A 21,726-nucleotide genomic window follows, 5' to 3' on the forward strand; every position below is an offset into this window, starting at 1 on the left:
GACGCTGCGGGCGGGCGCGGGCGCGGGCGCGGGCAGGGGCGGGAGGTCGGGCGCGGGCGAGTGTGGGCAGGCGCGGGCTGCGGGCGGGCCGGTGGGGGACTAGAGCGCGTCGAGCCGGGCGGCCACGTCGGCGGGGAAGCCGCCGGTGCCGATCGGGCTCCAGCGGGTAGGCACGATGCGGATCAGCGACTTGTCCTGCAGGGCCATGGCGGCCCGGTACTCGGCCCAGTCCGAGTGCTCGCCGGCGATGCAGCGGAAGTACTCGACGAGACCGTCGGCCGCCTCGGGCATGTGCAGCACCTCGGCGTCGCCGTCGACCTGGATCCAGCCGCCGTCCCAGTCGTCGGAGAGCACCAGCACGGAGGCGTGCACATTGCGCTCGGCGTTGCGGGTCTTGGCCCGGGACGGGTACGAGGAGATCACGATCCGGCCGTCGGGGTCCACCCCGCCGGCGACCGGCGAGATCTGTGGGCGGCCGTCGGCGCGGGTGGTGGCCAGCAGCATCCGGTGCCGCGGGCGAACGAAGTCGAGCATGCCGTCACGGTCGACGACGGTGGAAGTTGCGATGTCTCTGGCCATGCGTCCAAGGCTACGTCAGCGTCGGGCCGGACCGGACCGGTCTCGCCCGGGTGCGTCCGGCCCCCGATCGGGACTCGCTATGCTCGCAGCGTGAAGGTCATCCAGGAACTCGAAACCCGCATGCACCCCGACTCCATCGCGGGCTTCCGGCTGGTGGTGGCGGAGGCCCGGGTGACCGACACGATTCTGCTGCACGAGCGGGCGATGCGCCGGATGGTGGGGCATGTGCAGTGGATGCTGCGCCGCGTCGGCGCGGACGGCATCCGTTTGACCGCGGCCGGCTTCCTCCCTCCCGCGATCGTGGTCGAGGCCACCACCGAGCTGGACTGGGGCTGGCCGGTGGCCGTGAACCGGGAGGTGCACATCCTGCCGCTGCGGGAACTGCGCGAGCACCTGGTCAGGGTCGGCCTGCTGCGGGTGACCCGGGGCAGCCTGCTGCAGACCAGCCGGGGCCGGGCGCTCGCCGAGGCGCCGCGTGAGCTGTGGTGGCATCTCGCCCGCACCATCCACGTCAGCCGCTCCGCGGTGGAGACGGATGCGATCAACCTGCTGCTGCTGCTGATCGCCCGGCGGGGCTTCGACGAGAGCGAGCTGTTCAAGGAGATGCTGGCCCTCAGCCTCGAAACCGTCGGCTGGGTGCAACCGGACGGGGAGNGGGGAGCCGCTCTCCGGCGCTGCCGCGTTCGCCCTCGTGCTGACGAAGTGGCGGCTGCTCCACCAGTTGGGCGTGATCGACCGCAGCGACGATTACCTGCGGTGGGCCATCACGCCCGGCGGGGCCGCGTTCGCGCGGGCGGCCCTGCAGACAGAGGTGTGAGGCAGACCGGCAGACCGGCAGACCAGACCGGGCTACCGCTGCACGTCGGAGACGCCGGCGGCCTGGTCTGCGGCCTGCTGCGTGGCGGCATTCTCCATTCCCGCCAGGTCCATCCAGAACGCCTCCCAGAGGTGCCCGTCCGGGTCCTGGAAGCTGCGACTGTACATGTAGCCCTGGTCGTCGGGGGGATTGGAGGCGCTGCCGCCGGAGGTGAGTGCCTTGTCGGCGAGGGCGTCGACCGCCTCCCGGCTGTCGGCGCTGAGGGCGAGGATGGCCTCGGTGCCCTCGCGTGCGTTCACGATCGACTTGCGGGTGAATCGCTTCATCATCTCCGTGGTGAGCAGCATCGCGTAGACGTGGTCCTGGTCGATGACCAGGCAGGCGGCGTTCTCATCCGTGAACCGGGGGTCGAAGGAATAGCCGAGTGCGCTGAAGAAGTCGGTGGACCGCTTCAGGTCGGCGACGGGCAGGTTGACGAAGATCATCGTGGACATGGTTTCCTCTCTTGGCGTCCATGGGTGGAGTCGGAACGTATGAAGGTGAAGTCCCCTCCAGTACACGCCGGGGTGCGGGTGCCTGCAAGGCCCGCGCAGCATCCGCCGCAGCCTCGGACCAGGGTCGGCCGCTAGGGTCCGAGCGGGAAGTCGCGGGTCTGTCCGGGGGAGAGGATCGCTTCGCGGCCCTCGACGCGCACCCGGATCGGGGTGGCGCCGCCGGCGTGCAGGTGCAGCCTCAGATTCGTGGGCGTCAGCTCCAGCCGGATCGGCTGCTCCCGGTAGTTGATGCCGAACGCCACCCAGGTCAGTTCAGCCGGGAGCACCGGGTGCAGCCAGAGCATGTTGTCCCGGATCTCCAGCCCGGTGTAGCAGCGCACCACCATGTCGACCGAGCCGGCCATCGCCCCGAGGTGGATGCCTTCGTGCGTGGTGCCACCCTGGATGTCCGCGAGGTCGCTGTCGAGCGCCTGGTTCAGGAACTGCCAGGACCGTTCGCGGTCGCGGCGGGCCTCCAGCCAGGAGTGCACGACATTGCTCAGGGTCGACCCGTGGGTGGAGCGGGCGGCGTAGAAGTCGACGGTGCGCACCACGGCCTCGGGCGGCAGGGAGTAGCCCATGCCGCCGAGCAGCTCGCGCAGTTCCTCGGCGGAGAACAGGTAGAGCAGCATCAGAACGTCGGCCTGCTTCGATGCCCGGTAGTTGTTGGTGCTGTCGCCTTCGGCATTGAGGATGAGGTCCAGGCGGCCGATCGAACCGTACCGGGCCCGGTAGCCGGCCCAATCGAGCTCGGGCAGGGCCTCGTAACCCTCGAACTGGCTGAGCACCCCGTCGGCCATGAACGGGACCCGCAACCGTGGGCTGATGTGCTCCCAGCGCCTGACCTCCTCCGGCCGCAGGCGCAGCCGGCTCCAGAGCGGGCGACAGTATCTTCGTTCGAGCAGGGAAACCGTTTCCGCCGCCCGGAGCAGCACCCACGCCGCCATGACATTGGTGTACGCGTTGTTCCGGAGGCCCTCCCCGGGGGCGTCCGGGTAGCCGTCATGGAATTCGTCCGGCCCCATCACGCCCACGATGTCGTAGCGGTCGTCGGCCTCGTCGTACCGGGCCAGGCTGGCGAAGAACCGCGCCACCTCGAGCAGAAGCTCGGCGCCCTGGTGGATCAGGAAGTCGGTGTCGCCGGTGGACTGGTAGTACTGCCAGACGCTGTACGCGACGGCGAGGCCCACATGCCGCTGCAGCCGGGTGTTGTCGGGCATCCACTCGTCGGTGCGCACGTTGAGGAATTCGGTGGGGGTCACCTCCCGCCCGTCGATCCCGCTCTGCCACGGGAACATCGCCCCCTCGAAACCGGCTTCGCGGGCCGCGGCCCGCGCCTCGTTCAGGCGGCGGTAGCGGTAGCCGAGCAGCACCCGGCTGAGGTCCGGCCGACGCAGGGTGAGGATCGGGTAGACGAACAGCTCGTCCCAGAAGATGTGTCCGCGGTACGCCTCGCCGTGCAGGCCGCGGGCCGGGATGCTGGCGTCCAGGTCGGCGTCGACGTCGGCCAGGGTCTGCAGCACGTGGAAGGTGTTCAGATTGAGCGCGAGCGACTGGCGCGTGCCCGTTTTCAGCTGCACGGCGAACTCGTCCCAGAGGATCTCCCACTCCCGTTCGTGCGCGGCGAGGAGCTCGGCCGGGTCGGTCAGCCGGCGAAGCCAGGTCGTCACCGACCGGGCCGGGGAGGCGATCGCCCGGTCCCGTGAGGTGCTGACGCACACGATCTTCTCCACCCTGACCGGCCGGCCCGGGCTCAGCTGCAGCTCGAATTCCTGCGCGACCCAGCCCGCGTCATCCGTCTGCACCCGGCGTTCCGGGGCCAGGATTTCGTCGCCCGCGAAGGCCCGGGTGCGCGCCGCCATGGCGATGTGGATGCCGGACTGGGTGGTTTCCATCTCCAGCAGCAGGGTGTCCGCGTCGATGGCCACGTTCGTGCGGGGGATGAGGTGGCGGCTCGCGAGGAGCCGGTCTGCGGCCACGTTGCGGTTCGCGATCCGGCCGTCCAGGGCGGACCTGACGGTGATCGGCCCGGACCAGTCCTCGGCCTCGAACGTCGTCTCCAGCACGGCGGCGTGCGGGGCGGCCTGGGAGACGAAACGGCGGGTGGTGACCCGGGTGGTGCGGCCGGCGTCGTCGCGGAACCGCACGACCCGGGTGAGCAGGCCGCGCCGCAGGTCCAGTTCCTGCCGGTAGGTCTGCACCTGGGGGCTGCTCGGCCGGAACCAGTCGTCGTCGGCCACCCGGAACCAGAGCGGCAGCCAATTGGGGGCGTTGACCACGCTCTCGTCCTCGACCCAGTGGGTGCCCAGATCGGTGCGCAGCCGGTTGTAGACGCCGGCAAGGTAGGTGCCGGGGTAGTGCACGTCATCCGCGTCGGTTTCGGGTGCCGCTCCCCGGGTGCCCCAGTAGCCGTTGCCGAGCGTGCAGAGCGCTTCGCGGAGCCCCTCGGTGGCGGGGTCGAAGCCGTCGTATCGGAGCAGCCAGGGGTCGCTCCCCGACTCGCCGCCGGCCCAGCCGCCGGTGGGATCGGTCGTGGGGTCGGGCGTGGGGTCGGCTGCCGGGTCGGCCCGGTCCGCCGGTTCATCCGGGTTGGCCGGCTGGCCTGGTGGCTCGGTGATCGTGCCGTTGAACTCGGCCAGGTCCAGCCCGGCCGGGTCGAGGTCGCCGAGCCCGGAGACCACGAGGTCGGCGCCTGCGTCCCGCAACCGGTCGCCCGTGTTCGTGCGGTCGAGGCCGATCACCAGTCCGAAGCCGCCGCGCGCCGCGGCCCGGACGCCCGCCTCGGCATCCTCGATCACGGCCAGCAGCGGCGGAGGCACGCCCAACCGGCGGGCGGCCTCCACGAAGAGGGCAGGATCGGGTTTTCCGGGCAGCCCCAGGCGGGCCGCGTCGGCGCCGTCGACTCGCACGTCGAACAGGTCTGAGATTCCCGCGGCGGCGAGCACGGCAGCGCCATTGCGGCTCGAGGACACCAGTGCGCGCGGAATCCCCTCCGCGCGAAGCCGACGGATCAGGGTGACCGCGTCGGGGAAGGCGAGCACCCCCGAGACCTCGAGGAGCTCGTGGAACAGCTCCTGCTTGCGCTCGGCCAGGGCGGCCACCGTCAGCCCGGCTTCGGCCCGGTCTGCGGGCCGTGCTGCGGCCGCCGGCCCGTCGGGCGCTGTCAGGCCGCGGGACGCCAGGAAGGAACGGATGCCGTCCTCCCGCAGGCGCCCGTCGATGAAGCCCCGGTAGTCGTCGGAGTCGAACGGGCGCTGGGGGGTGGCGGAGAGGCCGGGCAGCACCTCGTCGAAGAGGGCCTTCCAGGCCGCCGCGTGCACCGACGCCATGTCGGTGACCACCCCGTCGAGGTCGAAGATGACCCCGGCGCACGCCACCCGGGGCGGTGGGCTCTCAGTCACGGGTCTCCCAACGGTCGGGGTGCTTGCGGTGCTTCGGTGCTTCGGTGGAGAGAATCGCACCTTTCCGGACTTTCCGCACCTGACGGAGGGGATGCGGCGGGGACCGGGCGCCCGGCCCGCCCGCCCCAGTGGTTGGATGGATGCATGACCTTCCCGCCAACCAGCGTCGCCACCCACACCGACGATTTCGCCCGCTTCATCACCGCCTCCCCGTCGTCATACCACGCGGCCGCGGAGGTCGCCCGACGCCTGGACTCCGCCGGCTTCAGCCGTGTCGACGAAGCCGAGAAGTGGTCCGGTGAGGCCGGACGGCGCTACGTCGTTCGTGACGGCGCGGTCATCGCCTGGGTGCAACCGGCCGGCGCGGGCCCGACGACGCCGTTCCGCATCCTGGGCGCCCACACCGACTCGCCCGGGTTCAAGCTCAAGCCGAAGCCGACCATCGGGGCCCACGGATGGCTGCAGGCCGGCGTCGAGGTCTACGGCGGCCCACTGCTCAACTCCTGGCTCGACCGCGAGCTCGAGCTCGCCGGCCGGCTGACCACCATCGACGGCTCCGAGCACCTGGTGCGCACCGGACCGTTCTGCCGCATCCCACAGCTGGCCATCCACCTCGACCGTGATGCCAACACGGGCCTCACCCTCGACCGGCAGCGACACCTGACCCCGGTCTTCGGTGTGGGGGAGGCCGGCCAGGCCGACCTGGTCGGGCACCTTGCCGGACTCGCCGGGCTGCGGGGGGAAGAGGTCGCGGGGTACGACATCCTCACCGCCGACACGGCGGCCCCCGCCCGGTTCGGCCTGGACGACGCACTGTTCGCCGCCGGCCGGATGGACAACCTGTCCTCGGTGCATGCCGGCCTGGTGGCGCTGCTCGCCGCGCCGGAGCCCAGTGATCAGATCCTGGTGTTCGCGGCCTTCGACCACGAGGAACTCGGTTCCCAGACCCGCTCCGGCGCGAGCGCACCGCTGCTCGACGACATCCTGACCCGGATCGGGGCGGGGCTCGGGGCATCCGTCAGTGAGCGGTTGCGTGCTTACGCCGGTTCGTGGTGCCTATCGGCCGACGCCGGTCACTCCGTGCACCCCAACTACCCGGAGAAGCACGACCCGGCCAACCGGCCCGTGGCGGGCGGGGGGCCGTTGCTGAAGATCAACGCGACTCAGCGTTACGCGACGGATGCCGGCGGTGCGGCACTCTGGGCAGGTGTCTGTGCCCAGGCCGGCGTGGAATATCAGGAGTTCGTGTCGAACAACAACGTGCCGTGCGGCTCGACCATCGGTCCGCTGACGGCGACGAGGCTCGGCATCCGCACGGTCGACGTCGGAATCCCGCTCCTGTCGATGCACTCGGCCCGCGAACTCTGCCACGTGAACGACCCGTTCGCGCTGAGCGCGGCCATCGCGGCCTTCTTCGCGCCCGTCCGGTAGCCGTTACTCGGCTGCCGCTCGTCGCCCGTTGCCTCGTCGCCGGTTTCCTCGCCGCCCGTTTCATCGCCGCCCGTTTCATCGCCGAACCGTGAGTTGCGCCCCTGTTTCCGTTCCGGAAACAAGGTCTTCTCACGGTTCGGCGAGGGGTACCAGGGGTAAGAGGCGGTGTTCTGCGACGGGGTCAGTGCGCGAAGGCGCCGGGGTCAGCGTGCGAAAGCGGGCTGCCGGCCGTACACCGACTCGCCGTGCCTCGACTCCACAAGATCCTGCGCGTCGGCGAGTTCGCAGTTGGACTCGTGCACGATGAGCGGCCAGACAATGCGGCGGTCGTTCCCGACGTGGGCTGTACCACCGATTCCGCACTCCCGGCAGTGGACGTTCAGGACCCAGTCGTTTTCTCTCATTCTCAGAGATTTCCTCAAATACGTCCGTGCGGCAAGGGGGTGTACCTCCGCGCCGCAGTGTGCGAGGCCCGGCGGTGTGCACGGCCCGGCATCCCGGCATCCCGGCATCCGGACGTCCGGTCCGAGGCTAGGCGGGGTTCGCGGCGGCGAGACGTTTGATCCGGGCCCGGGCCGCGTCCTCCGAGGACGACGAGCGGCCGAGCAGGAACCGCACCGCGCCGAGCACCGCGCCCGTGGCCCAGACCGCGGGCAGCATCGACCGCCGGAGGCCGAGCAGGTCACGGTATTCGCGGGGGATCGACGCGACCGCGCCGGCGAACATGACCCGGTAGAACGGCATCATCGCGGGCCGGAGCGGGGGGTTGCGGATGAAACGCACCGCCTCGGCGACGCGCTCGTCGCTCTTGAGCACGCCGGCATCCTTGAACGCGTCGAGTTGTTGCTTCAGTTCGGCGGCCGACAGCGGCGGGTTTCGCACGCCGACCAGTTCTCCCGCCTTCGCCCATTCGCGCACGTAGCCGTCGGCGCCGCCCGGAATGGCGTCACCCCAGATCGTGTGGGACTGCAGGAAGGCGTCGGTGAAGACGATGTGCACCCAGGCCAGCAGCTCGGGGTCGCCGGCCGCATAGGGGCGTTCGATGCCCTGGGCGTCGCGGTAGGTGCCCGTCACCCGGTCATGGAAGCGCCCCACCCGGGACGATTCGAGCTCGGCCAGCTTGGTGTCGGCGAAGGTCACCGTGACCAGCCACTGGATCGTGCCGGCGAGACGCCCGAGGGGGTCCTCCTGATAGCGCGACCAGTCGTGCACGCCGGCCATGGCGCCCGGGTGCAGGGTCTGCATCAGCAGTGCACGGATGCCGGCGACCATCGTGGCCATCCCGCCGTGAACGGCCCACGAGGCCGAGCCCGGGCCGAAGAACCCCGCGTCGTCGCCGAGCTCGATCTTGTCGACCCAGTTCGGCCGGCCCTCGCTGTTCCCGGAAAATGTCACCAGGAGATGTGACCGCCAGCTGTCTACGAACCTGCCCATGGAGAGAGGCTAACCCGTGGTTGCTGGGCATCGGCTTCGAAGCTCGGCGCTGCTCCTCGAGGGTCGGGCGCGGCGTCCGGCGCCGAACCAATTCGACGGAGATTCTGATCCAAAAACAGGGTTTCAGGCGGTTTGGGCTCCATTCGGGCAAAATCTCCGTCGAATTCGTTGGGGCACTGAGGTGAGCGCCGGCCGCCGGGCAAGGGCGCGTGCAGCGAGGGTGGAGTGGATGCCCGGCGAACCAATTCGACGGAGAAACGGCTCTAAAAAGTGCGATTGCGGGTGTTTGATCCCGATTCGGGCAAAATCTCCGTCGAATTCGTTGGGGCACGGGCACGGGCACCGGCACCGGCACCGGGACCGGCACCGGGACCGGGGGCCGGTGGAACACGGGGCGGGCTCGGCGACCATGGCAGGGCGGGACCGGGTGATCTAGGCTCGGAAGCACCATGCCGCCACGCTTCCTGTTTGCCGATCAGCTCGGTCCCCACTTCGATGACGGCGGACCGCTGGTGATGGTGGAGGCCGTGGGGGTGCTCGGGCGCCGCCCGTACCACCGGGCCAAGGCGCACCTGATCCTCAGCGCCCTGCGCCACCGGGCCAGGGAGCTGGGCGACCGGGTGGAATACCTCCGCGCCGATCACTACCGGGACGTTCTCACCGGTCGTGAGCTCGAGGTGATCAATCCCACCTCCTGGGGTTCCCGCGCCCTCGTGCAGGAACTCGGCGCGCACGTGTTGCCCAGCCGCGGCTTCGTCACCAGCGAAGCGGACTTCTCCGCCTGGGCGGCGGGGCGGCCGCCGTCGCGGCTGATCATGGACCAGTTCTACCGCCAGGTGCGCACCGACACGGGACTGCTGATGCGCGGCCCCGACCCGGAGGGCGGCCGGTTCAACTTTGACCACGACAACCGTCAGCCGCCGCCGAAGGGCGCGGTGAGCCTGGGCCTGCCCGACCCGTATCGCCCGGTCGAGGACGACATCGACGAACAGGTGCGCGCCGACCTGGACCGGTGGCAGGCGGAGGGGCGCATCCGTCTGATCGGGGACGACGGCCCACGCCGGTTCGCGGCGACCCGCACGGAGGCGCTGGCGGCGCTCGCCGACTTCGTCGAGACGCGGCTGGGCGACTTCGGACCGTTCGAGGACGCCTCCCTGCTCGGCGACGACGCCATGGCCCACTCGCGGTTGAGCGTTCCCCTGAATCTGGGGCTGCTGCATCCGCGCGAGGTGATCGACGCCGTTGTCCTGGCCTACGAGACCGGGGGAGCGCCGCTGCAGAGCGTGGAGGCAGTCGTGCGGCAGATCATGGGCTGGCGGGACTGGGTCTGGCACCTCTACTGGCACCTCGGCGAGGATTACGTGCGGCGCAGTAATTTCCTGGATGCGCAGGTGCCGGTGCCGCGGGAGTTCCTCGAACTCGACGGACAGGGCGTGCGGGCGAAGTGCGTGAGCCACGTGCTCGACCAGGTGCGCCGCACGGGACATGCCCACCACATTCAGCGCCTGATGGTGCTCGGCAACTGGGCGCTGCAACGCGGGTACCGGCCGGCGGAACTCACCGACTGGTTCACGAACGCCTTCGTCGACGGCACGCCGTGGGTGATGCCCGCGAACGTCGTCGGGATGTCCCAGCACGCCGACGGCGGAATCGTCGCCACCAAGCCCTATGCCTCCGGTGGCGCGTACATTTCGAAGATGAGCGACTATTGCGGCTCGTGCACGTTCAACCCGAAGAAGCGACTGGGCGAGGACGCGTGCCCGTTCACCGCCGGGTACTGGGCCTTCCTCGACCGGGTGGAGCCGCGCATCCGCGGAAATCACCGGATGGCGCAGCCGCTCGCCGGTCTGCGCCGCCTCGTCGACCGGGACGAGGTCGTCGCCCAGGAGCGCGAACGCACCGACTGGTGAGGCTAAGACTGGTGAGGCTCAGAGTGGTGAGGCTCGGGCAAACGGTCAGTCGAATTCGGCCACCCGCAGGCTGAGCCACAGGGTCAGGGTGTCGTCCGCGTCATCGAGGTCGATCCCGAACAGCTCCTGAGCCCGGCGTAGGCGGTACCGGAGGGTGTTCTGATGCACCGACAGCCGGCCGGCCGTGACGGCCGAATCGCGCGAACAGTCCAGATAGGTACGCAGGGTCTTGGCGTAGTCGGTGCCCGTGCGGGCATCCGTCTCGAGCACCCGATTCGCCTGCTCGGAAACGAGCCGCGGGGTGCGGCGGAAGATCTCCGCGAGTTCGAGGAGCGTCAGCCGGCTGCGCTCGTCCCTGGCGCTCGCCACGGAGCCGGCTCCCGGGAGAGTCCCGACGAGCAGCAGCACCAGGTCGGCGTCGTGCCGCGACCGGGCGATGCCGGCCAGGGCCGAGACCACCGACCCCACGGATGCGCGCACGGTGATGCCGAATGCCGTGGCCGAGCGGTCCGCGACCCGGGCCGCCAGGGCCTCGACGCCCGTCGGGTCTGACCCGGCCGCGCCGCTGAACAGCGCGTAGACCTCGCCGCCGATCACGACGCATTCGGCGTTGTGCTGGTGGGCCTCGCACTGGATCGCGATCAGGTCGATCAGTCTCAACAGCCGCAGCTCGTCGCCGGTTGCCGCCAGATCCGGCTGGAACGCCAGCACCACGAACGGTCCGGCGGCGTCCAGCCCCAGCTGGGTGGCGAGGAGCCTGGAATCGTCTCCGCCCTCGAGCAGCCGGCGCAGCAGTTCGGCGCGCTGCTGGCGGGCCAGGTCCGCGGTGCTCCGGGCGCGCAGCAGGTGCAGCGCGGCGATGTCGGCGGCCCGTTCGAGCGCACGCAGGGCATCGCTGTCGAGGTCTGCGGCTGCGTCGACGACCCAGATCGAGCCGAGCGGCTGAACGCCGGCCCGGACGGCCACGGCCAGCCGGTCCAGGCCCGGAGGCAGGCCGGGCACCCGCACCGCACCCGGAGCCCGGAACACCGACGCATACTGCTCGGCGTTCTCCGGCAGGTCCGGCACCTGCCGGCCGAGGATGCCCTCCCGTCGATCGTCGTCGATCACCTGTCCCGGCACGGTCGAATAGGCGAGGATGTGCGTCTGGAGGTCCTCGATCGCGGTCGCACCGCCGATCAGGGCGGCGATCGCGTTGGCCAGCGCGAACAGGTCGCCGACCGGGGTGGCCGAGAGGGAGCTGTCGGCCTCACTCGCCGTGGTCAAGGCGGAATTCATGAGCGAGTCCACCTGGCGCCACTCGAGCTCGTCGTCCACGACCAGCAGGGCGATTCCCTCGGCGTCGGCGACGGCCGCGAGGGTCTCCACGCTCAACCCGAGCGACTTCACGACGACCGCGCCGAATCCCCGCCGGGCCGCGTTCCGCACGGCCTCCGCGGATTGCGGCGCGGCCGGGTGCAGACCGATGCCCAGGAGGATGCCGCTGCGCCGGCCGGTCTCGGTGCCGAGCGGGTCGTGCAGCGTCGGACTGGTCAGGGGCAGGCGGATCCGGGTCAGGTGCGAGGCGAGGCGCAGGCCGGAGCCGTCGAGAATCTGCAGCAGTTCGGCGACGCCAATGCCAATGCCCGGTCCAGGCGGATTCGATTGCATCACCCGGCAACCGTAGCGGCTTATTGTGCTGCACGACAATGAATTCACTTAAGCTTCGTGCTGGTCGACGAGGATCGAGCGCCGGGTTCTGACCACACTTGGACCATGTCCCTCAGCCTCGAAGTCAGTCCGCTCGTCCGCCAGGCGCGAGACGCGTCGGCCCGGGCGGCAGCAGCGGCCCGGATCCGCGTCGTCGACGAGTCTGACCTGGATCGGCTCCGAGACGTGGAAGCCCTGCTGATCACCGTGTGGGGAACGTCGCCGCACGGAGCGCCGATCCCGACGGATCTGCTGCGCAGCATCAGCCACGCCGGCTGCAACGTCACGGCCGCGTACTCCGAGAACGGGACGCTCTGCGGGGCGGCCGCGGCGATCGTGTCGCCGGGGAACGCGTCCATGTACTCCCTGATCGCGGGCGTGCTGCCGGGCCTCGCCGACAACGGTGTCGGATTCGCCCTCAAGCAGCACCAGCGGGCCTGGGCCCTGATCCGGGGGATCGAGACCATGACCTGGACCTTCGACCCCCTGGTCAGCCGTAATGCCCGGTTCAACCTCACGAAGCTGGGGGCGCACGCCGACGAGTACCTCGAGAACTTCTACGGCCTGATGGAGGACGACATCAACGCCGGCGACCAGAGCGACCGGCTGGTCGCCGTCTGGCCTTTGACGAGCCGCGAATCCGTCGCCTGCAGCGAGGGCGTTCCCCTGGCCACCGTCCTGCCCGGCTTCGGCCCCGCCGACGTGCGCGGCATCGGGCCCGACGGCCGGCCGAGCGTCGCCGAGAGCGCCGGCTCACTGTGGTGCCGCGTGCCCACCGACATCGTCGCCCTCCGCGGCCGCGATCCGGAGCAGGCAGCGGCCTGGCGGGCGAGCGTGCGGGACATCTTCAGCACCGAATTCGGCCGGGGCCGTTCGGCCGTCGGAGTCACCCGAGGCGGCTGGTACCGGCTCGAAACAGGAGGACAGCAATGAGAATCGAGAACATCGAACTGCGCAGGGTCACCCTGCCCCTGGTGAGCCCGTTCCGGACATCGTTCGGAACGGCCACCGAACGGGAGACGACGCTGGTGCGGGTGAGCACCGCCGACGCCGAGGGGTGGGCCGAGTGCGCCGCCGAACCCGACCCGCTGTACAGCTCCGAGTTCCTCGACGGCTGCGACCTCGTCCTGCGTGACCACCTGATCCCGAGGCTCCAGGCGCTCGGCGACCGTTTGACGGCCGAGCACGTCGCCACGGCCCTGGCGCCGGTGAAGGGGCATCCGATGTCCAAGGCCGTGCTCGAAACGGCCATTCTCGACGCCCAACTCAAGGAAACCGGGGTGTCCTTCGGCGGTTACCTGGGTGCGGTGCACGAGACCGTGCCCGCCGGCGTCTCCGTGGGAATCATGGACTCGATCGAGGAACTCCTCGAAGCCGTGGGCGGCTACCTCGACGAGGGCTACCTGCGGATCAAGCTGAAGATCGAACCCGGCTGGGACCTCGTCCCGGTCCGCGCCGTGCGGGAACGCTTCGGCAACGACATCCTGCTGCAGGTGGACGCCAACACCGCGTACACGCTCGCGGATGCCCGTCACCTCGCCCGACTCGATCCCTTCGACCTGCTCCTGATGGAGCAGCCCATGGCCGAAGACGACATCCTGGGGCACGCGGCCCTGGCGAAACTGATCAAGACCCCGATCTGCCTCGACGAGTCCATCGAGTCCGCCCGAGACGCCGCCGCGGCGATCACTCTCGGCGCCTGCAGCATCATCAACGTCAAGCCCGCGCGGGTCGGCGGCTACCTCGAGGCCCGCCGCATCCACGATGTCGCCGCGGCGCACGGGGTTCCGGTCTGGTGCGGGGGGATGCTGGAGACCGGCATCGGCCGGGCCGCGAACGTCGCGCTCGCCGGACTGCCGAACTTCGTGCTGCCGGGGGACACCTCCGCATCGAATCGTTACTATGCGCAGGACCTCACCGCCCCCTTCGTGCTGGAGGATGGTCACTTGCGCGTGCCCACGGGTCCCGGCATCGGCGTCGAGGTGCTGCCCGATGTGCTGGCCGACCTCACCACCTCCACGGTGGACATCGCCTTCTAACCCCCCCCCGAACATCCTGGACGCACCCGGTCCCGGCCAGCCCGAGCAACACCCCAGTCTGGAGAGCACGAATGAACACTGAAAAACGCACCGGTCCGTCGTGGCTGATGGTGGCATCGATCGGGATCGCGGCGACGCTGGCGCTCTCCGCCTGCGCCACCGCCGACGCGGCGCCGTCCACCGAGAAGGCGCCGTCGACCGCCGACGTGGATGCGACGGCCGCCGCAGCCCTGCCCGCGAAGTACAAGGACGCCGGCATCATCAAGGTCGCCTCCGACATCCCGTTCCCGCCGATGGAGATGTTCGACGAGAACCAGAAACTGACCGGTTTCGACTACGACCTGGCACAGGCCATCGGCGCGAAACTCGGCGTCACGATGGAACTGCAGACTCAGGCCTTCGACAGCATCATTCCGTCCCTGCAGTCCGGCAAGCACGACGTGATCATGTCGGGGATGAACGACACCCCCGAGCGCCAGGTGACCGTCGACTTTGTCGACTACCTCCACGCCGGCTTCTCCATCCTCGTTCCGGCCGGCAACCCCAACAAGATCGCGACCGTTCTGGACCTGTGCGGCCAGGAAGTCGCGGTGCAGAAAGCCACCGTGCAGGCCGAGATCCTCCGCGGCTACGACAAGCAGTGCACGGATGCCGGCCCCGGCCCGATGAAACTCTCCGAACTGCCGCTCGAGACCGACGTGCAGACCGCCGTGCGGGCGGGCAAGGCCGTCGCGGACGTGGTGGACTCCGCCGTGGCCTCCTACGCCGCGCAGACCGCGGGCGACGGGAAGTTCTTCGAGGTCGTGCGCGACCCGGCCAACCCGGCCGGCTACGACCCGGTGTACACCGGCATCGGCGTGCTGAAGAAGGATGCCGCGCTGAGCAAGGCGCTCATGCTCGCGCTGGATTCGGTGATCGCGGACGGGTCGTACGCCAAGATTTTGGGCAAGTACGACATGAGCGACTTTGCCGTTGACGCGGCCGGAATCAACCTCGGGTCCTGAGCGTTGGCGCACGCGACACTGGCGACCCCGGTCGGGGCCGGGCCGGCCACCCAGATCGATCCTGACGACATCGTCGCGGTTCCGCTGCGGCATCCGTGGCGCTGGTTCCTCGCCGTCTTCCTGCTGATCGGCTTCGTCAGCCTCGGGATCTCCCTCTGGCAGAACGAGAACATCAACCACCCCACCATCACCGAGTTCATCTTCAACCCGCGGATCCTAAGCGGCGTCGTGCTGACCGTGGTCCTCACGGTCGTCGCGATGCTGGTGTCCACGGTTCTAGGGGTGCTCCTGGCCGTGATGCGGCTCTCGAACAATCCGGTGATGAACACGCTGGCCTGGCTGTACGTCTGGGCGTTCCGCGGCACCCCGCTGCTGATCCAGATCGTCTTCTGGGGCTACCTCGGCCTGCTCTACGCGCAGATCTCGGTGGGCATCCCGTTCACGGACTTCACGATCTTCTCCATGGAGACCAACACCCTGATTCCGGCGCTAACGGCGGGGCTGCTCGCCCTGACCCTGAACCAGGCGGCCTACTCGGCGGAGATCGTGCGCTCGGGCATGCTCTCGGTCGACGAAGGCCAGTACGAGGCGGCGTACTCGGTGGGAATGAGCCCGGTGTTCACCCTGTTCAAGGTGGTGCTGCCCCAGGCCATGCGGGTGATCATCCCGCCGATGGGCAACGAGACGATCTCGATGCTGAAGAACACCTCGCTGTTGTCGGTGATCGCGGTGCTGGAGCTGTACACGGTCGCCACCCAGATCTCGTCGCAGAACCTTCGCCAGGTCGAGCTCCTGCTCGTGGTCAGCTGCTGGTACCTCTTCCTCACCTCGGTGCTGTCGATCCCGCAGTACTACCTGGAGCGGTATTACGGGCGCGGCAAGGCCCGCACCCTGCCGCCCACGCCCTTCCAGCGGGTGCGCGCCCTGCTCGGACGCCGCCCGATCACCGTTCGCCGGACCGAAAGCCAGGACGCCTCATGACCATCGAAGCTCCCGCCTCAGCGCCCGTCGAACCGTTGCTGAGCGCGCTCAAGGTGCGCAAGAGCTACGGCGGCGTCGAGGTGCTCAAGGGCATCTCCCTCGCCGTTAACCCCGGCCAGGTGATGTGCTTGCTCGGGCCGTCCGGGTCCGGCAAGTCGACCTTCCTTCGCTGTATCAACCACCTGGAGCGCATCGACGGCGGCCGGATCTCGGTCAACGGTGAGCTCGTCGGCTATGCCCAGCGCCGGGACCGGATCTTCGAGATGAACCCGCGGGAGGTCGCCCGTCAGCGCCGTGGGATCGGGATGGTCTTCCAGCGCTTCAACCTGTTCCCCCACATGACCGCCCTGGAGAACATCACGGCCGCTCCGATCGGGGTGCGCCGCATCAACAAGCAGAAGGCCAGGGACCGCGGGCTGGAACTCCTCGACCGGGTCGGCCTCGCCAATCTGGCCCAGTCCTATCCCGCCCAGTTGTCCGGCGGCCAGCAGCAACGCGTCGCGATTGCGCGCGCGCTGGCGATGGACCCCAAGCTGCTCCTGTTCGACGAGCCGACGAGCGCCCTCGACCCCGAGCTGGTCGGCGATGTTCTCGACGTGATGCGCACCCTGGCGTCCGACGGGATGACGATGGTCGTCGTGACGCACGAGATCGGGTTCGCCCGGGGCGCCGCCGACGTCGTCGTCTTCATGGACGGCGGTGTCGTGGTGGAATCCGGACCGCCAGAAGTGGTGCTGGACAACCCGCAGAGCGCGCGCACCAAGGCGTTCCTCGACAGCGTTATGTAGGCGACTGCGACGGCGACGGCGCGGCGACCGGCCCATCGGGGCGCGGCGCGGCGCGGCCCGGCCTGGCCGCGGCGACACCTCGACCTGCGCGGCGACCCGGGGTACCGTGACAGTGGCTGCGGCCCCCGCGGCCGGAAGCCGGAGCCACTATGTCCTCCCTCACCAACTACGGCCAGGCCATCGCCTCGACGACGGTCGCGCTCCTGCAGATGCTCTCCTCGCCGCCGATCGGGCTGGAGGTCACCGCGTACCCGCTCAACGCACCGCGCACGGGCGTGTCCGGCCCGTCCGTCAACCTGTTCCTCTACTACGACAGCCTGATCACCTATCGAGAGGAAACCCAGCGGGGTCCCAGCCGCGTGATCGCGGAGCTGCACTACCTGGTCAGCGCCTACCCCGGCGACGACGGCGACACGGATGCCGGCAGCCACCGGGCATTCGGCACGGCGCGGGCGGCCATCGAGCGCCACCCCGTGCTGAGCGTGCCGCTGGGGTCGGCCGACGTCCTGCAGGTCTGGCTGTCGCCCTCGCCGCTGACCACGGAGGTTCTCACCGCACTCTGGGCGGCCGCTGCCGAGCCACTCCGGCTCTCCTTCGCCGTGATGGCCTCCTTCACCCTGGACGCGTCCGAACGGGTCGCGGTCGTCGGAACCGTGCGCGACGTGGTGAAGCTGGCCGGCGCGGGAGCCATCGCGGTGCTCACGGGAGCGGACGCCGCGGGGAAGGCCGAGGCCGCCGCATCCGTCGCCCGGGAACTGGGCAAGCCGCTGGTGACCGTTCCCGTCACGGACATCGTCGGGGCCACCCTGGCCGAGACCGAGGAGAAGCTGACCCGGCTGTTCGAACAGGCGGAGCACCGCGGGGCCGTCCTGCTGATCGAGGAAGCCGACGCGGTGTTCGGGGTGCGTCCCGAGGTGCTCGATGTCGACGACCCGTACGCCGGGCTGGACATCGGGTCGGTCCTGGACCAGCTCGGGCATGCGCCCAGCGTCGTGATCATCGGGTTAGGTCATCTGGCCAGCGACGAGCTGGCGGACCGGGCGAAGGTCGAGGTGCGGTTCCCGGCCGAGGAAGGGTCGGCTGCTGCTCGGACCTCGGGTTGAGCGCATCCGGCGCGTTGACCACGTCGAGCGAGAGCAGCACCAGCACCAGTTCGAGCAGGCCGAAGCCGAAATAGACGGCCTGCAGGACACTGAACGGGATGATCACCATCTGCACGAACACCCAGATCAGCAGGCCGAACCCGGCCGCCGCGGCCGCTGCCGCCGCCGCCCGGCCGTTGCGGCGCCACAACAGCAGGAACGCGGCGAGGTGGGTGCCGCCGACCACCAGGAACAGGATCAGGCCGGGCACCAGATATGAGTCGAAGGGGGTGCCGGCCAGGTACTCCGGCGGGGGCGTGATGCCGAGCCCGCCGATGGCCGGCCCCAGGATCAGGGCCAGTCCGCCCGCGAACGAGGTGACGGCCAGGAAGGCCTGGAGCACCAGGAGTGATCGGCGCCAGATCATGATGTGCCTCGATTCTTCAGATAAATCCAGTGAACAGTGAACCCCTCTTCGCGCCCGGTGGCCACCCGGGGGAGCGGGCACCCTACGCTGGCAGGATGCCTTCGTTCCGCATCACCCTGATCATCGGGGCGCTCCGCCCGGGCGTCACCCCGGACTCCGTTCTGCCCGGCATGGCGGCCGCGGCCGCCGAGTTGACGACCGTGGAGGCCTCCGACCTGGCCGTGGTCGCCGGATCGGCGCGGGCGACGGTCAGGTTCACGGCGAATGATACGGGCATGGCTCTGCGGGTCGGCCGCCAGGTCGTCGCGGCGACCCAGGCCAGAGCCGAGCCGTTGTCGTGGCAGGTGACCGAGCGGGTCAAGGCCCGCTGGTACCCGGTGCGCTAGAGCCGCACGGCGTCGACTGTGACGGCGCCGCCGACAGGACGACGGCTTCGCGGCGCTGTTCCGGGCGGGCCGGCGCGATGATGGTGGGCCGGTGCCCGTCGTCCGAGACGGCGTCCCGGGCACCCAGAACCTGGCAGCGCCGGGTGCCCTCCCGCCACCAGAGTGACGCCGTCCAGGCGCAGAGCAGGGCGTCGATCAGGTCTTCGCGGTGCTTGTAGGCCGTGTCGAGCAGGGGCGAGGCCGTCGTGATCAGGGCGTCGGAGACGGGATGCGAGCCCAGATCGAGCGGCGGGGTGGCGCCGGTGAGCCCCCACATCCGCTGGATCAGGTCATCGCAGACGATCGCCCGCTCGGTGCGGCGTTCCCCGAGCGGAAGCGAGGTGCCCATGCGTTTGTACCGGGGACGCCTGTCGGAGTAGCCCAGCTCCTCCGCGCCGACCAGGGTCGTGTACGGGTAGCACTCGAAGAAGCTCGCGGCGGCACCGCGGAGAGGCCGTCAGTGTAGGTCCAGCCCGCGGCCTCGAGCCGGCGCCGCACCGCGACCCCGGCGAGCCAGGGGAGACCCAGGTTGGAGGCGTTCGCGGCGACGTGCCAGCGACCGTAGCGGCTGCCGGTCTCCCGCTCGCAGAGTCGCATGCCGGAGGGGTTGTCGACCACGAGGGGCGCGTCGATGGCGAGGACGGCCCCCGGTTCCCACATCCGTTCGATCCACCGCACCACGGCATCCGTGCCGCGGGCCCAGCCGGCGTCGAGCACGCGCCCGTTCTCGTCGACGCAGGCGAGGCCGGATTCGTTGGCCTGTTTCGTGGCGCTGCCCTCACCCCAGGCCAGATCCACTCCGAGGAAACGTGTCATGGGTCATGACTAGCACACGGTCATGACCAGCACAGGGCCGTGACCAGCACAGGGCCGTGACCAGCACAGGGCCGTGAACGGCGCTGCGGGCGCGGTGGCCGATTCATCGGTCAGATCAGACCGCGCAGCAGCTCCTCGACGCTGACGCCGAGCGTGGCTGCGCGCCGGGTCAGGCGGGCGTGCGCCTCCGGAGAGAGCTCCAGCGACACTGTGTGCGAGCCGGCCGGCTCGTCGTCGAACGCGAAGAGCTCCGGATGCGCCGGCCCGGCCGGCGGCTTCCGCGCGGCCGGCAGAGCGGTCACGGCAGCCGGCTTCGTGGCCGGTGCGGTCAGGGCCGGCCGTCGCGGCGGCGGGGCGTCGCCCGCCCGCACCCAGCCGGGGCCGGGGTTGATCGGAGCACTGCGTTGGAATGCCTCTGACACGGCGCGGGCGCGGGTGTCCGCGGCCTCGTTGAGGGGATGGTTCGCGTGCCCCTTGACCCACTCGAACCGGTATTTGCGCCCCTTCAGGGCCTCATCGAGTTCCTGCAGCAGGTCGAGGTTCATCACCGGCTTGCCGTCCGCCTTGCGCCAGCCCTTCGCCTTCCAGCCGCGCATCCACTTGGTGATGGAATTGATCACGTACTGGCTGTCGCAGAGCACGAGCAGGTCGTCGTCCAGGTGCGCGGTGGCCCGGAACAGCTCGAGCACGGCCTTGAGCTCGCCCTGGTTGTTGGTGGCGTGCTTCCACCCGCCGGCGGCCCAGCAGGAATCGTCGACGAACCAGGCCCAGCCGGCGGGGCCGGGGTTGCCGAGAGCGGAGCCGTCTGCGGCGGCGATGATAGTCATACGGGCCTTTCGTGGTGCCGGCTTCTGCGGGACCCGTCTAGTCTGCCATCGTGACGAGGGGCCCAGCCCAGCCTCGCGGCTCAGGTTAGGGCCGCCGGCGCAGGCTACAAGCTCCGCCGGCGTCGCTAACCTGCGCCACGAGGCCCGACCACGGGTGCGGGCGGCCATCGTGACGCGGGGCTGCTATTCGCTGATGCAGGCTCCGGAGGACACGGGCGCACGCAGCGCCGCGGCCTGCTCCACCACGGGGTCGACCTCTTCCATGGCGAGGGCGTAGCCGAGGTTGGCGGTCACCGTCGACTTCGCGAAGATGACACCGGAGACGAGACCGGCCTCGCTCAGCAGGGGGCCGCCCGATTCGCCGTGCTGCACATCGGCGGCCAGCGTGTAGATCTGCCGTTGGGAGGGGTCCTGGCCGTAGATGTCGGCCACCAGGGCGGGCGCGACCGCGACCACCTCCGCGGGCCCGGACTCGAACGGGCCGCCGAAGGGATAGCCGTCGCTGACGGCCGGGCTGCCCGGCGCGAGGTTGTCGCCGAGCGGCAGCGGAGGAGCGTCCAGGCCGGAGACGGCGATCACGGCGAGGTCGACGCTCGGGTCGAAGTAGACGACCTGACCCGGCCTGGCGTTGCCGTCGGGGGTCTCGACGACGGGTTCGGCCACGCCGGCGACGACGTGGGCGTTGGTCAGGACACGGTCGGGGGCGATCACGAAACCGCTGCCCGACTGGTTTTGCCCGCAGGCGTAGGCGGTGCCGGTGATCTTCACCACGGATGCCTGTGCCGCGAGCAGCGCGTCGCTGTCCGTTCCCATGCTGGGGAGCGTGGGGGCCGGGCCGTTGAAGGCCTCGATCACCCGGGGGATGCCCTCGGTCACGACGACGGAGCGCAGCTGGGTGAGCAGCGTCCTGACCTGGTCGGGCGTGAGGGAGTCGATCGTGCGGATCACGCTCGAGGAGGCGATCGCCGGGGACAGCACGGGCACCCCGAGGGAGCCGATGCTGAAGGCGATCATGGAGGCGACCAGGGCGGAGACCGTGAGAGCGGCTCCGGCGCCGAAGACGCGGTCGACGGCGTGGAGCCTGGCGCGGGCGCGGCGCGGGCGGAGCGCCCGGCCGATCGCTCCCCCCAGGGAGAGCCCGCCGAACAGGAGCAGGGCCGCGGTCGCGAGCGTGGCCGCCGTGCGCCACTCGGCGGCGGGGACCCAGGAACCCACCAGCGGAACGAAGAAGTAGGCGGCGACGGCGCCGCCGACGAGGCCGGCGATGCCGCTCAGGCTGCCGATCAGACCGCTGCGAAAACCGGAGACGAGGTAGCCGACGAGCACGAGCAGGAGGGTGAGGTCGAGGATGGTGGTGATCGGCATCCGTGGACCTCGTTCGCTAGTCGGTGTGCTGCTTCCCCCACCGGCCGCATCTGTCATCACAGCGTACGTCGTCGGCGGTCGGGTTTGCTGAAGGAAGCCTCCACAGGCGGCGGAGCCCGGAGTTCTTCACCGGTCCCGGGCGGCGCCGTGCCGTGCCGCCGGCCAGGGCAAGGGTTGT

Annotated in this window: 22 protein-coding genes; 10 read left to right on the forward strand and 12 right to left on the reverse strand. The window is 70.1% G+C overall.

Going from position 1 to position 21,726, the window contains the following annotated elements:
* Nucleotides 1-99: 99 nt before the first annotated feature.
* Together E3O49_RS04930 and E3O49_RS04935 are read right to left on the reverse strand one after the other, a co-directional pair.
* On the reverse strand, nt 100-579 hold the full coding sequence (locus E3O49_RS04930) for a PPOX class F420-dependent oxidoreductase (protein WP_134366909.1): 480 nt from the start codon (nt 577-579) through the stop codon (nt 100-102).
* A 77-nt stretch (nt 580-656) separates the two neighbouring features.
* Nucleotides 657-1,178 carry a hypothetical protein gene (locus E3O49_RS04935; RefSeq protein WP_134451091.1) on the reverse strand — a complete coding sequence of 174 codons (522 nt, stop codon included), beginning with the start codon at nt 1,176-1,178 and terminating at the stop codon, nt 657-659.
* A 92-nt stretch (nt 1,179-1,270) separates the two neighbouring features.
* Between E3O49_RS04935 and E3O49_RS18520 the strand changes: the two genes are divergently transcribed.
* Complete coding sequence (locus E3O49_RS18520) at nt 1,271-1,396, forward strand: hypothetical protein (RefSeq protein ID WP_256359912.1); 126 nt, start codon at nt 1,271-1,273, stop codon at nt 1,394-1,396.
* A gap of 32 nt (nt 1,397-1,428) precedes the next feature.
* Here the strand turns inward: E3O49_RS18520 and E3O49_RS04940 are convergent, their stop codons facing one another.
* Nucleotides 1,429-1,890, reverse strand: a complete 462-nt coding sequence (locus E3O49_RS04940) for a VOC family protein (RefSeq protein WP_134402463.1) — start codon at nt 1,888-1,890, stop codon at nt 1,429-1,431.
* A 131-nt stretch (nt 1,891-2,021) separates the two neighbouring features.
* Complete coding sequence (locus E3O49_RS04945; RefSeq protein WP_241994563.1) at nt 2,022-5,330, reverse strand: HAD-IA family hydrolase; 3,309 nt, start codon at nt 5,328-5,330, stop codon at nt 2,022-2,024.
* Nucleotides 5,331-5,474: 144 nt separating this feature from the next.
* On the opposite strand from E3O49_RS04945, the gene E3O49_RS04950 reads away from it, so the two are divergent.
* Nucleotides 5,475-6,761, forward strand: a complete 1,287-nt coding sequence (locus E3O49_RS04950; protein ID WP_134366912.1) for a M18 family aminopeptidase — start codon at nt 5,475-5,477, stop codon at nt 6,759-6,761.
* Nucleotides 6,762-6,964: 203 nt separating this feature from the next.
* On the opposite strand, the gene E3O49_RS04955 is transcribed toward E3O49_RS04950, so the two are convergent.
* Together E3O49_RS04955 and E3O49_RS04960 are read right to left on the reverse strand one after the other, a co-directional pair.
* Nucleotides 6,965-7,165 carry a hypothetical protein gene (locus tag E3O49_RS04955; RefSeq protein WP_134366913.1) on the reverse strand — a complete coding sequence of 67 codons (201 nt, stop codon included), beginning with the start codon at nt 7,163-7,165 and terminating at the stop codon, nt 6,965-6,967.
* A gap of 127 nt (nt 7,166-7,292) precedes the next feature.
* A complete protein-coding gene (locus tag E3O49_RS04960) occupies nt 7,293-8,195 on the reverse strand; it encodes an oxygenase MpaB family protein (RefSeq protein ID WP_134366914.1) in 903 nt (300 codons plus the stop codon).
* A gap of 449 nt (nt 8,196-8,644) precedes the next feature.
* On the opposite strand from E3O49_RS04960, the gene E3O49_RS04965 reads away from it, so the two are divergent.
* The gene (locus E3O49_RS04965) at nt 8,645-10,105 is read left to right on the forward strand and encodes a cryptochrome/photolyase family protein (protein WP_134366915.1); all 1,461 of its coding nucleotides are present in this window, start codon (nt 8,645-8,647) and stop codon (nt 10,103-10,105) included.
* 45 nt (nt 10,106-10,150) lie between these two features.
* Here E3O49_RS04965 and E3O49_RS04970 read toward each other — a convergent pair whose 3' ends face one another.
* The gene (locus tag E3O49_RS04970) at nt 10,151-11,755 is read right to left on the reverse strand and encodes a PucR family transcriptional regulator (protein ID WP_241994564.1); all 1,605 of its coding nucleotides are present in this window, start codon (nt 11,753-11,755) and stop codon (nt 10,151-10,153) included.
* Between the two features lie 105 nt (nt 11,756-11,860).
* Here E3O49_RS04970 and E3O49_RS04975 point away from each other — a divergent pair, with 105 nt between their 5' ends.
* From E3O49_RS04975 to E3O49_RS05000, 6 genes are all read left to right on the forward strand, one after another.
* Nucleotides 11,861-12,727 carry a hypothetical protein gene (locus E3O49_RS04975; protein WP_134366917.1) on the forward strand — a complete coding sequence of 289 codons (867 nt, stop codon included), beginning with the start codon at nt 11,861-11,863 and terminating at the stop codon, nt 12,725-12,727.
* Nucleotides 12,724-13,833 (forward strand): o-succinylbenzoate synthase, encoded by a 1,110-nt coding sequence (gene menC, locus E3O49_RS04980; RefSeq protein WP_134366918.1) that lies wholly within the window; start codon nt 12,724-12,726, stop codon nt 13,831-13,833. Before E3O49_RS04975 ends, menC begins: the two co-directional genes overlap by 4 nt.
* A gap of 71 nt (nt 13,834-13,904) precedes the next feature.
* A complete protein-coding gene (locus tag E3O49_RS04985; RefSeq protein ID WP_134366919.1) occupies nt 13,905-14,837 on the forward strand; it encodes an ABC transporter substrate-binding protein in 933 nt (310 codons plus the stop codon).
* Between the two features lie 3 nt (nt 14,838-14,840).
* Nucleotides 14,841-15,818, forward strand: a complete 978-nt coding sequence (locus E3O49_RS04990; protein WP_241975808.1) for an amino acid ABC transporter permease — start codon at nt 14,841-14,843, stop codon at nt 15,816-15,818.
* The gene (locus tag E3O49_RS04995; protein ID WP_134366921.1) at nt 15,815-16,606 is read left to right on the forward strand and encodes an amino acid ABC transporter ATP-binding protein; all 792 of its coding nucleotides are present in this window, start codon (nt 15,815-15,817) and stop codon (nt 16,604-16,606) included. The genes E3O49_RS04990 and E3O49_RS04995 overlap by 4 nt, the downstream gene beginning before the upstream one ends.
* Before the next feature lie 149 nt (nt 16,607-16,755).
* Complete coding sequence (locus E3O49_RS05000; RefSeq protein ID WP_134434695.1) at nt 16,756-17,709, forward strand: AAA family ATPase; 954 nt, start codon at nt 16,756-16,758, stop codon at nt 17,707-17,709.
* On the opposite strand, the gene E3O49_RS05005 is transcribed toward E3O49_RS05000, so the two are convergent.
* A complete protein-coding gene (locus tag E3O49_RS05005; RefSeq protein WP_174776174.1) occupies nt 17,603-18,115 on the reverse strand; it encodes a hypothetical protein in 513 nt (170 codons plus the stop codon). The two genes, E3O49_RS05000 and E3O49_RS05005, sit on opposite strands and share 107 nt — an antisense overlap.
* A 95-nt stretch (nt 18,116-18,210) precedes the next feature.
* Here E3O49_RS05005 and E3O49_RS05010 point away from each other — a divergent pair, with 95 nt between their 5' ends.
* The gene (locus E3O49_RS05010) at nt 18,211-18,501 is read left to right on the forward strand and encodes a hypothetical protein (protein WP_134366924.1); all 291 of its coding nucleotides are present in this window, start codon (nt 18,211-18,213) and stop codon (nt 18,499-18,501) included.
* Here the strand turns inward: E3O49_RS05010 and E3O49_RS17020 are convergent.
* From E3O49_RS17020 to E3O49_RS05025, 4 genes are all read right to left on the reverse strand, one after another.
* Entirely contained in the window at nt 18,473-18,889 is a 417-nt protein-coding gene (locus tag E3O49_RS17020) for a hypothetical protein (RefSeq protein ID WP_338144972.1), read from the reverse strand. The genes E3O49_RS05010 and E3O49_RS17020 overlap by 29 nt on opposite strands.
* Complete coding sequence (locus E3O49_RS17025) at nt 18,826-19,356, reverse strand: hypothetical protein (RefSeq protein WP_244285251.1); 531 nt, start codon at nt 19,354-19,356, stop codon at nt 18,826-18,828. The genes E3O49_RS17020 and E3O49_RS17025 overlap by 64 nt, the downstream gene beginning before the upstream one ends.
* A 110-nt stretch (nt 19,357-19,466) precedes the next feature.
* Nucleotides 19,467-20,183: an RNase H family protein gene (locus E3O49_RS18905; RefSeq protein WP_134402470.1), complete on the reverse strand. Its 717-nt coding sequence runs from the start codon at nt 20,181-20,183 to the stop codon at nt 19,467-19,469.
* A gap of 183 nt (nt 20,184-20,366) precedes the next feature.
* On the reverse strand, nt 20,367-21,548 hold the full coding sequence (locus tag E3O49_RS05025) for a MarP family serine protease (RefSeq protein WP_134365393.1): 1,182 nt from the start codon (nt 21,546-21,548) through the stop codon (nt 20,367-20,369).
* Between the last annotated feature and the right edge of the window lie 178 nt (nt 21,549-21,726).

The sequence above is a fragment of the Cryobacterium shii genome (genome assembly GCF_004402595.1).
Taxonomy (GTDB): domain Bacteria; phylum Actinomycetota; class Actinomycetes; order Actinomycetales; family Microbacteriaceae; genus Cryobacterium; species Cryobacterium shii.

What these genes read in the sequence shown, in the direction of transcription:
- menC (WP_134366918.1), top strand. Translation starts at nt 12,724, where the DNA reads ATGAGAATCGAGAACATCGAACTGCGCAGGGTCACCCTGCCCCTGGTG.
- E3O49_RS04975 (WP_134366917.1), top strand. Translation starts at nt 11,861, where the DNA reads ATGTCCCTCAGCCTCGAAGTCAGTCCGCTCGTCCGCCAGGCGCGAGAC.
- E3O49_RS04930 (WP_134366909.1), bottom strand. Translation starts at nt 579, where the DNA reads ATGGCCAGAGACATCGCAACTTCCACCGTCGTCGACCGTGACGGCATG.
- E3O49_RS05005 (WP_174776174.1), bottom strand. Translation starts at nt 18,115, where the DNA reads ATGATCTGGCGCCGATCACTCCTGGTGCTCCAGGCCTTCCTGGCCGTC.
- E3O49_RS18905 (WP_134402470.1), bottom strand. Translation starts at nt 20,183, where the DNA reads ATGACTATCATCGCCGCCGCAGACGGCTCCGCTCTCGGCAACCCCGGC.
- E3O49_RS04985 (WP_134366919.1), top strand. Translation starts at nt 13,905, where the DNA reads ATGAACACTGAAAAACGCACCGGTCCGTCGTGGCTGATGGTGGCATCG.
- E3O49_RS04940 (WP_134402463.1), bottom strand. Translation starts at nt 1,890, where the DNA reads ATGTCCACGATGATCTTCGTCAACCTGCCCGTCGCCGACCTGAAGCGG.
- E3O49_RS04960 (WP_134366914.1), bottom strand. Translation starts at nt 8,195, where the DNA reads ATGGGCAGGTTCGTAGACAGCTGGCGGTCACATCTCCTGGTGACATTT.
- E3O49_RS04965 (WP_134366915.1), top strand. Translation starts at nt 8,645, where the DNA reads ATGCCGCCACGCTTCCTGTTTGCCGATCAGCTCGGTCCCCACTTCGAT.
- E3O49_RS17020 (WP_338144972.1), bottom strand. Translation starts at nt 18,889, where the DNA reads ATGGGCACCTCGCTTCCGCTCGGGGAACGCCGCACCGAGCGGGCGATC.
- E3O49_RS17025 (WP_244285251.1), bottom strand. Translation starts at nt 19,356, where the DNA reads ATGACACGTTTCCTCGGAGTGGATCTGGCCTGGGGTGAGGGCAGCGCC.
- E3O49_RS04970 (WP_241994564.1), bottom strand. Translation starts at nt 11,755, where the DNA reads ATGCAATCGAATCCGCCTGGACCGGGCATTGGCATTGGCGTCGCCGAA.
- E3O49_RS05025 (WP_134365393.1), bottom strand. Translation starts at nt 21,548, where the DNA reads ATGCCGATCACCACCATCCTCGACCTCACCCTCCTGCTCGTGCTCGTC.
- E3O49_RS05000 (WP_134434695.1), top strand. Translation starts at nt 16,756, where the DNA reads ATGTCCTCCCTCACCAACTACGGCCAGGCCATCGCCTCGACGACGGTC.
- E3O49_RS04955 (WP_134366913.1), bottom strand. Translation starts at nt 7,165, where the DNA reads ATGAGAGAAAACGACTGGGTCCTGAACGTCCACTGCCGGGAGTGCGGA.
- E3O49_RS04995 (WP_134366921.1), top strand. Translation starts at nt 15,815, where the DNA reads ATGACCATCGAAGCTCCCGCCTCAGCGCCCGTCGAACCGTTGCTGAGC.
- E3O49_RS05010 (WP_134366924.1), top strand. Translation starts at nt 18,211, where the DNA reads ATGCCTTCGTTCCGCATCACCCTGATCATCGGGGCGCTCCGCCCGGGC.
- E3O49_RS04950 (WP_134366912.1), top strand. Translation starts at nt 5,475, where the DNA reads ATGACCTTCCCGCCAACCAGCGTCGCCACCCACACCGACGATTTCGCC.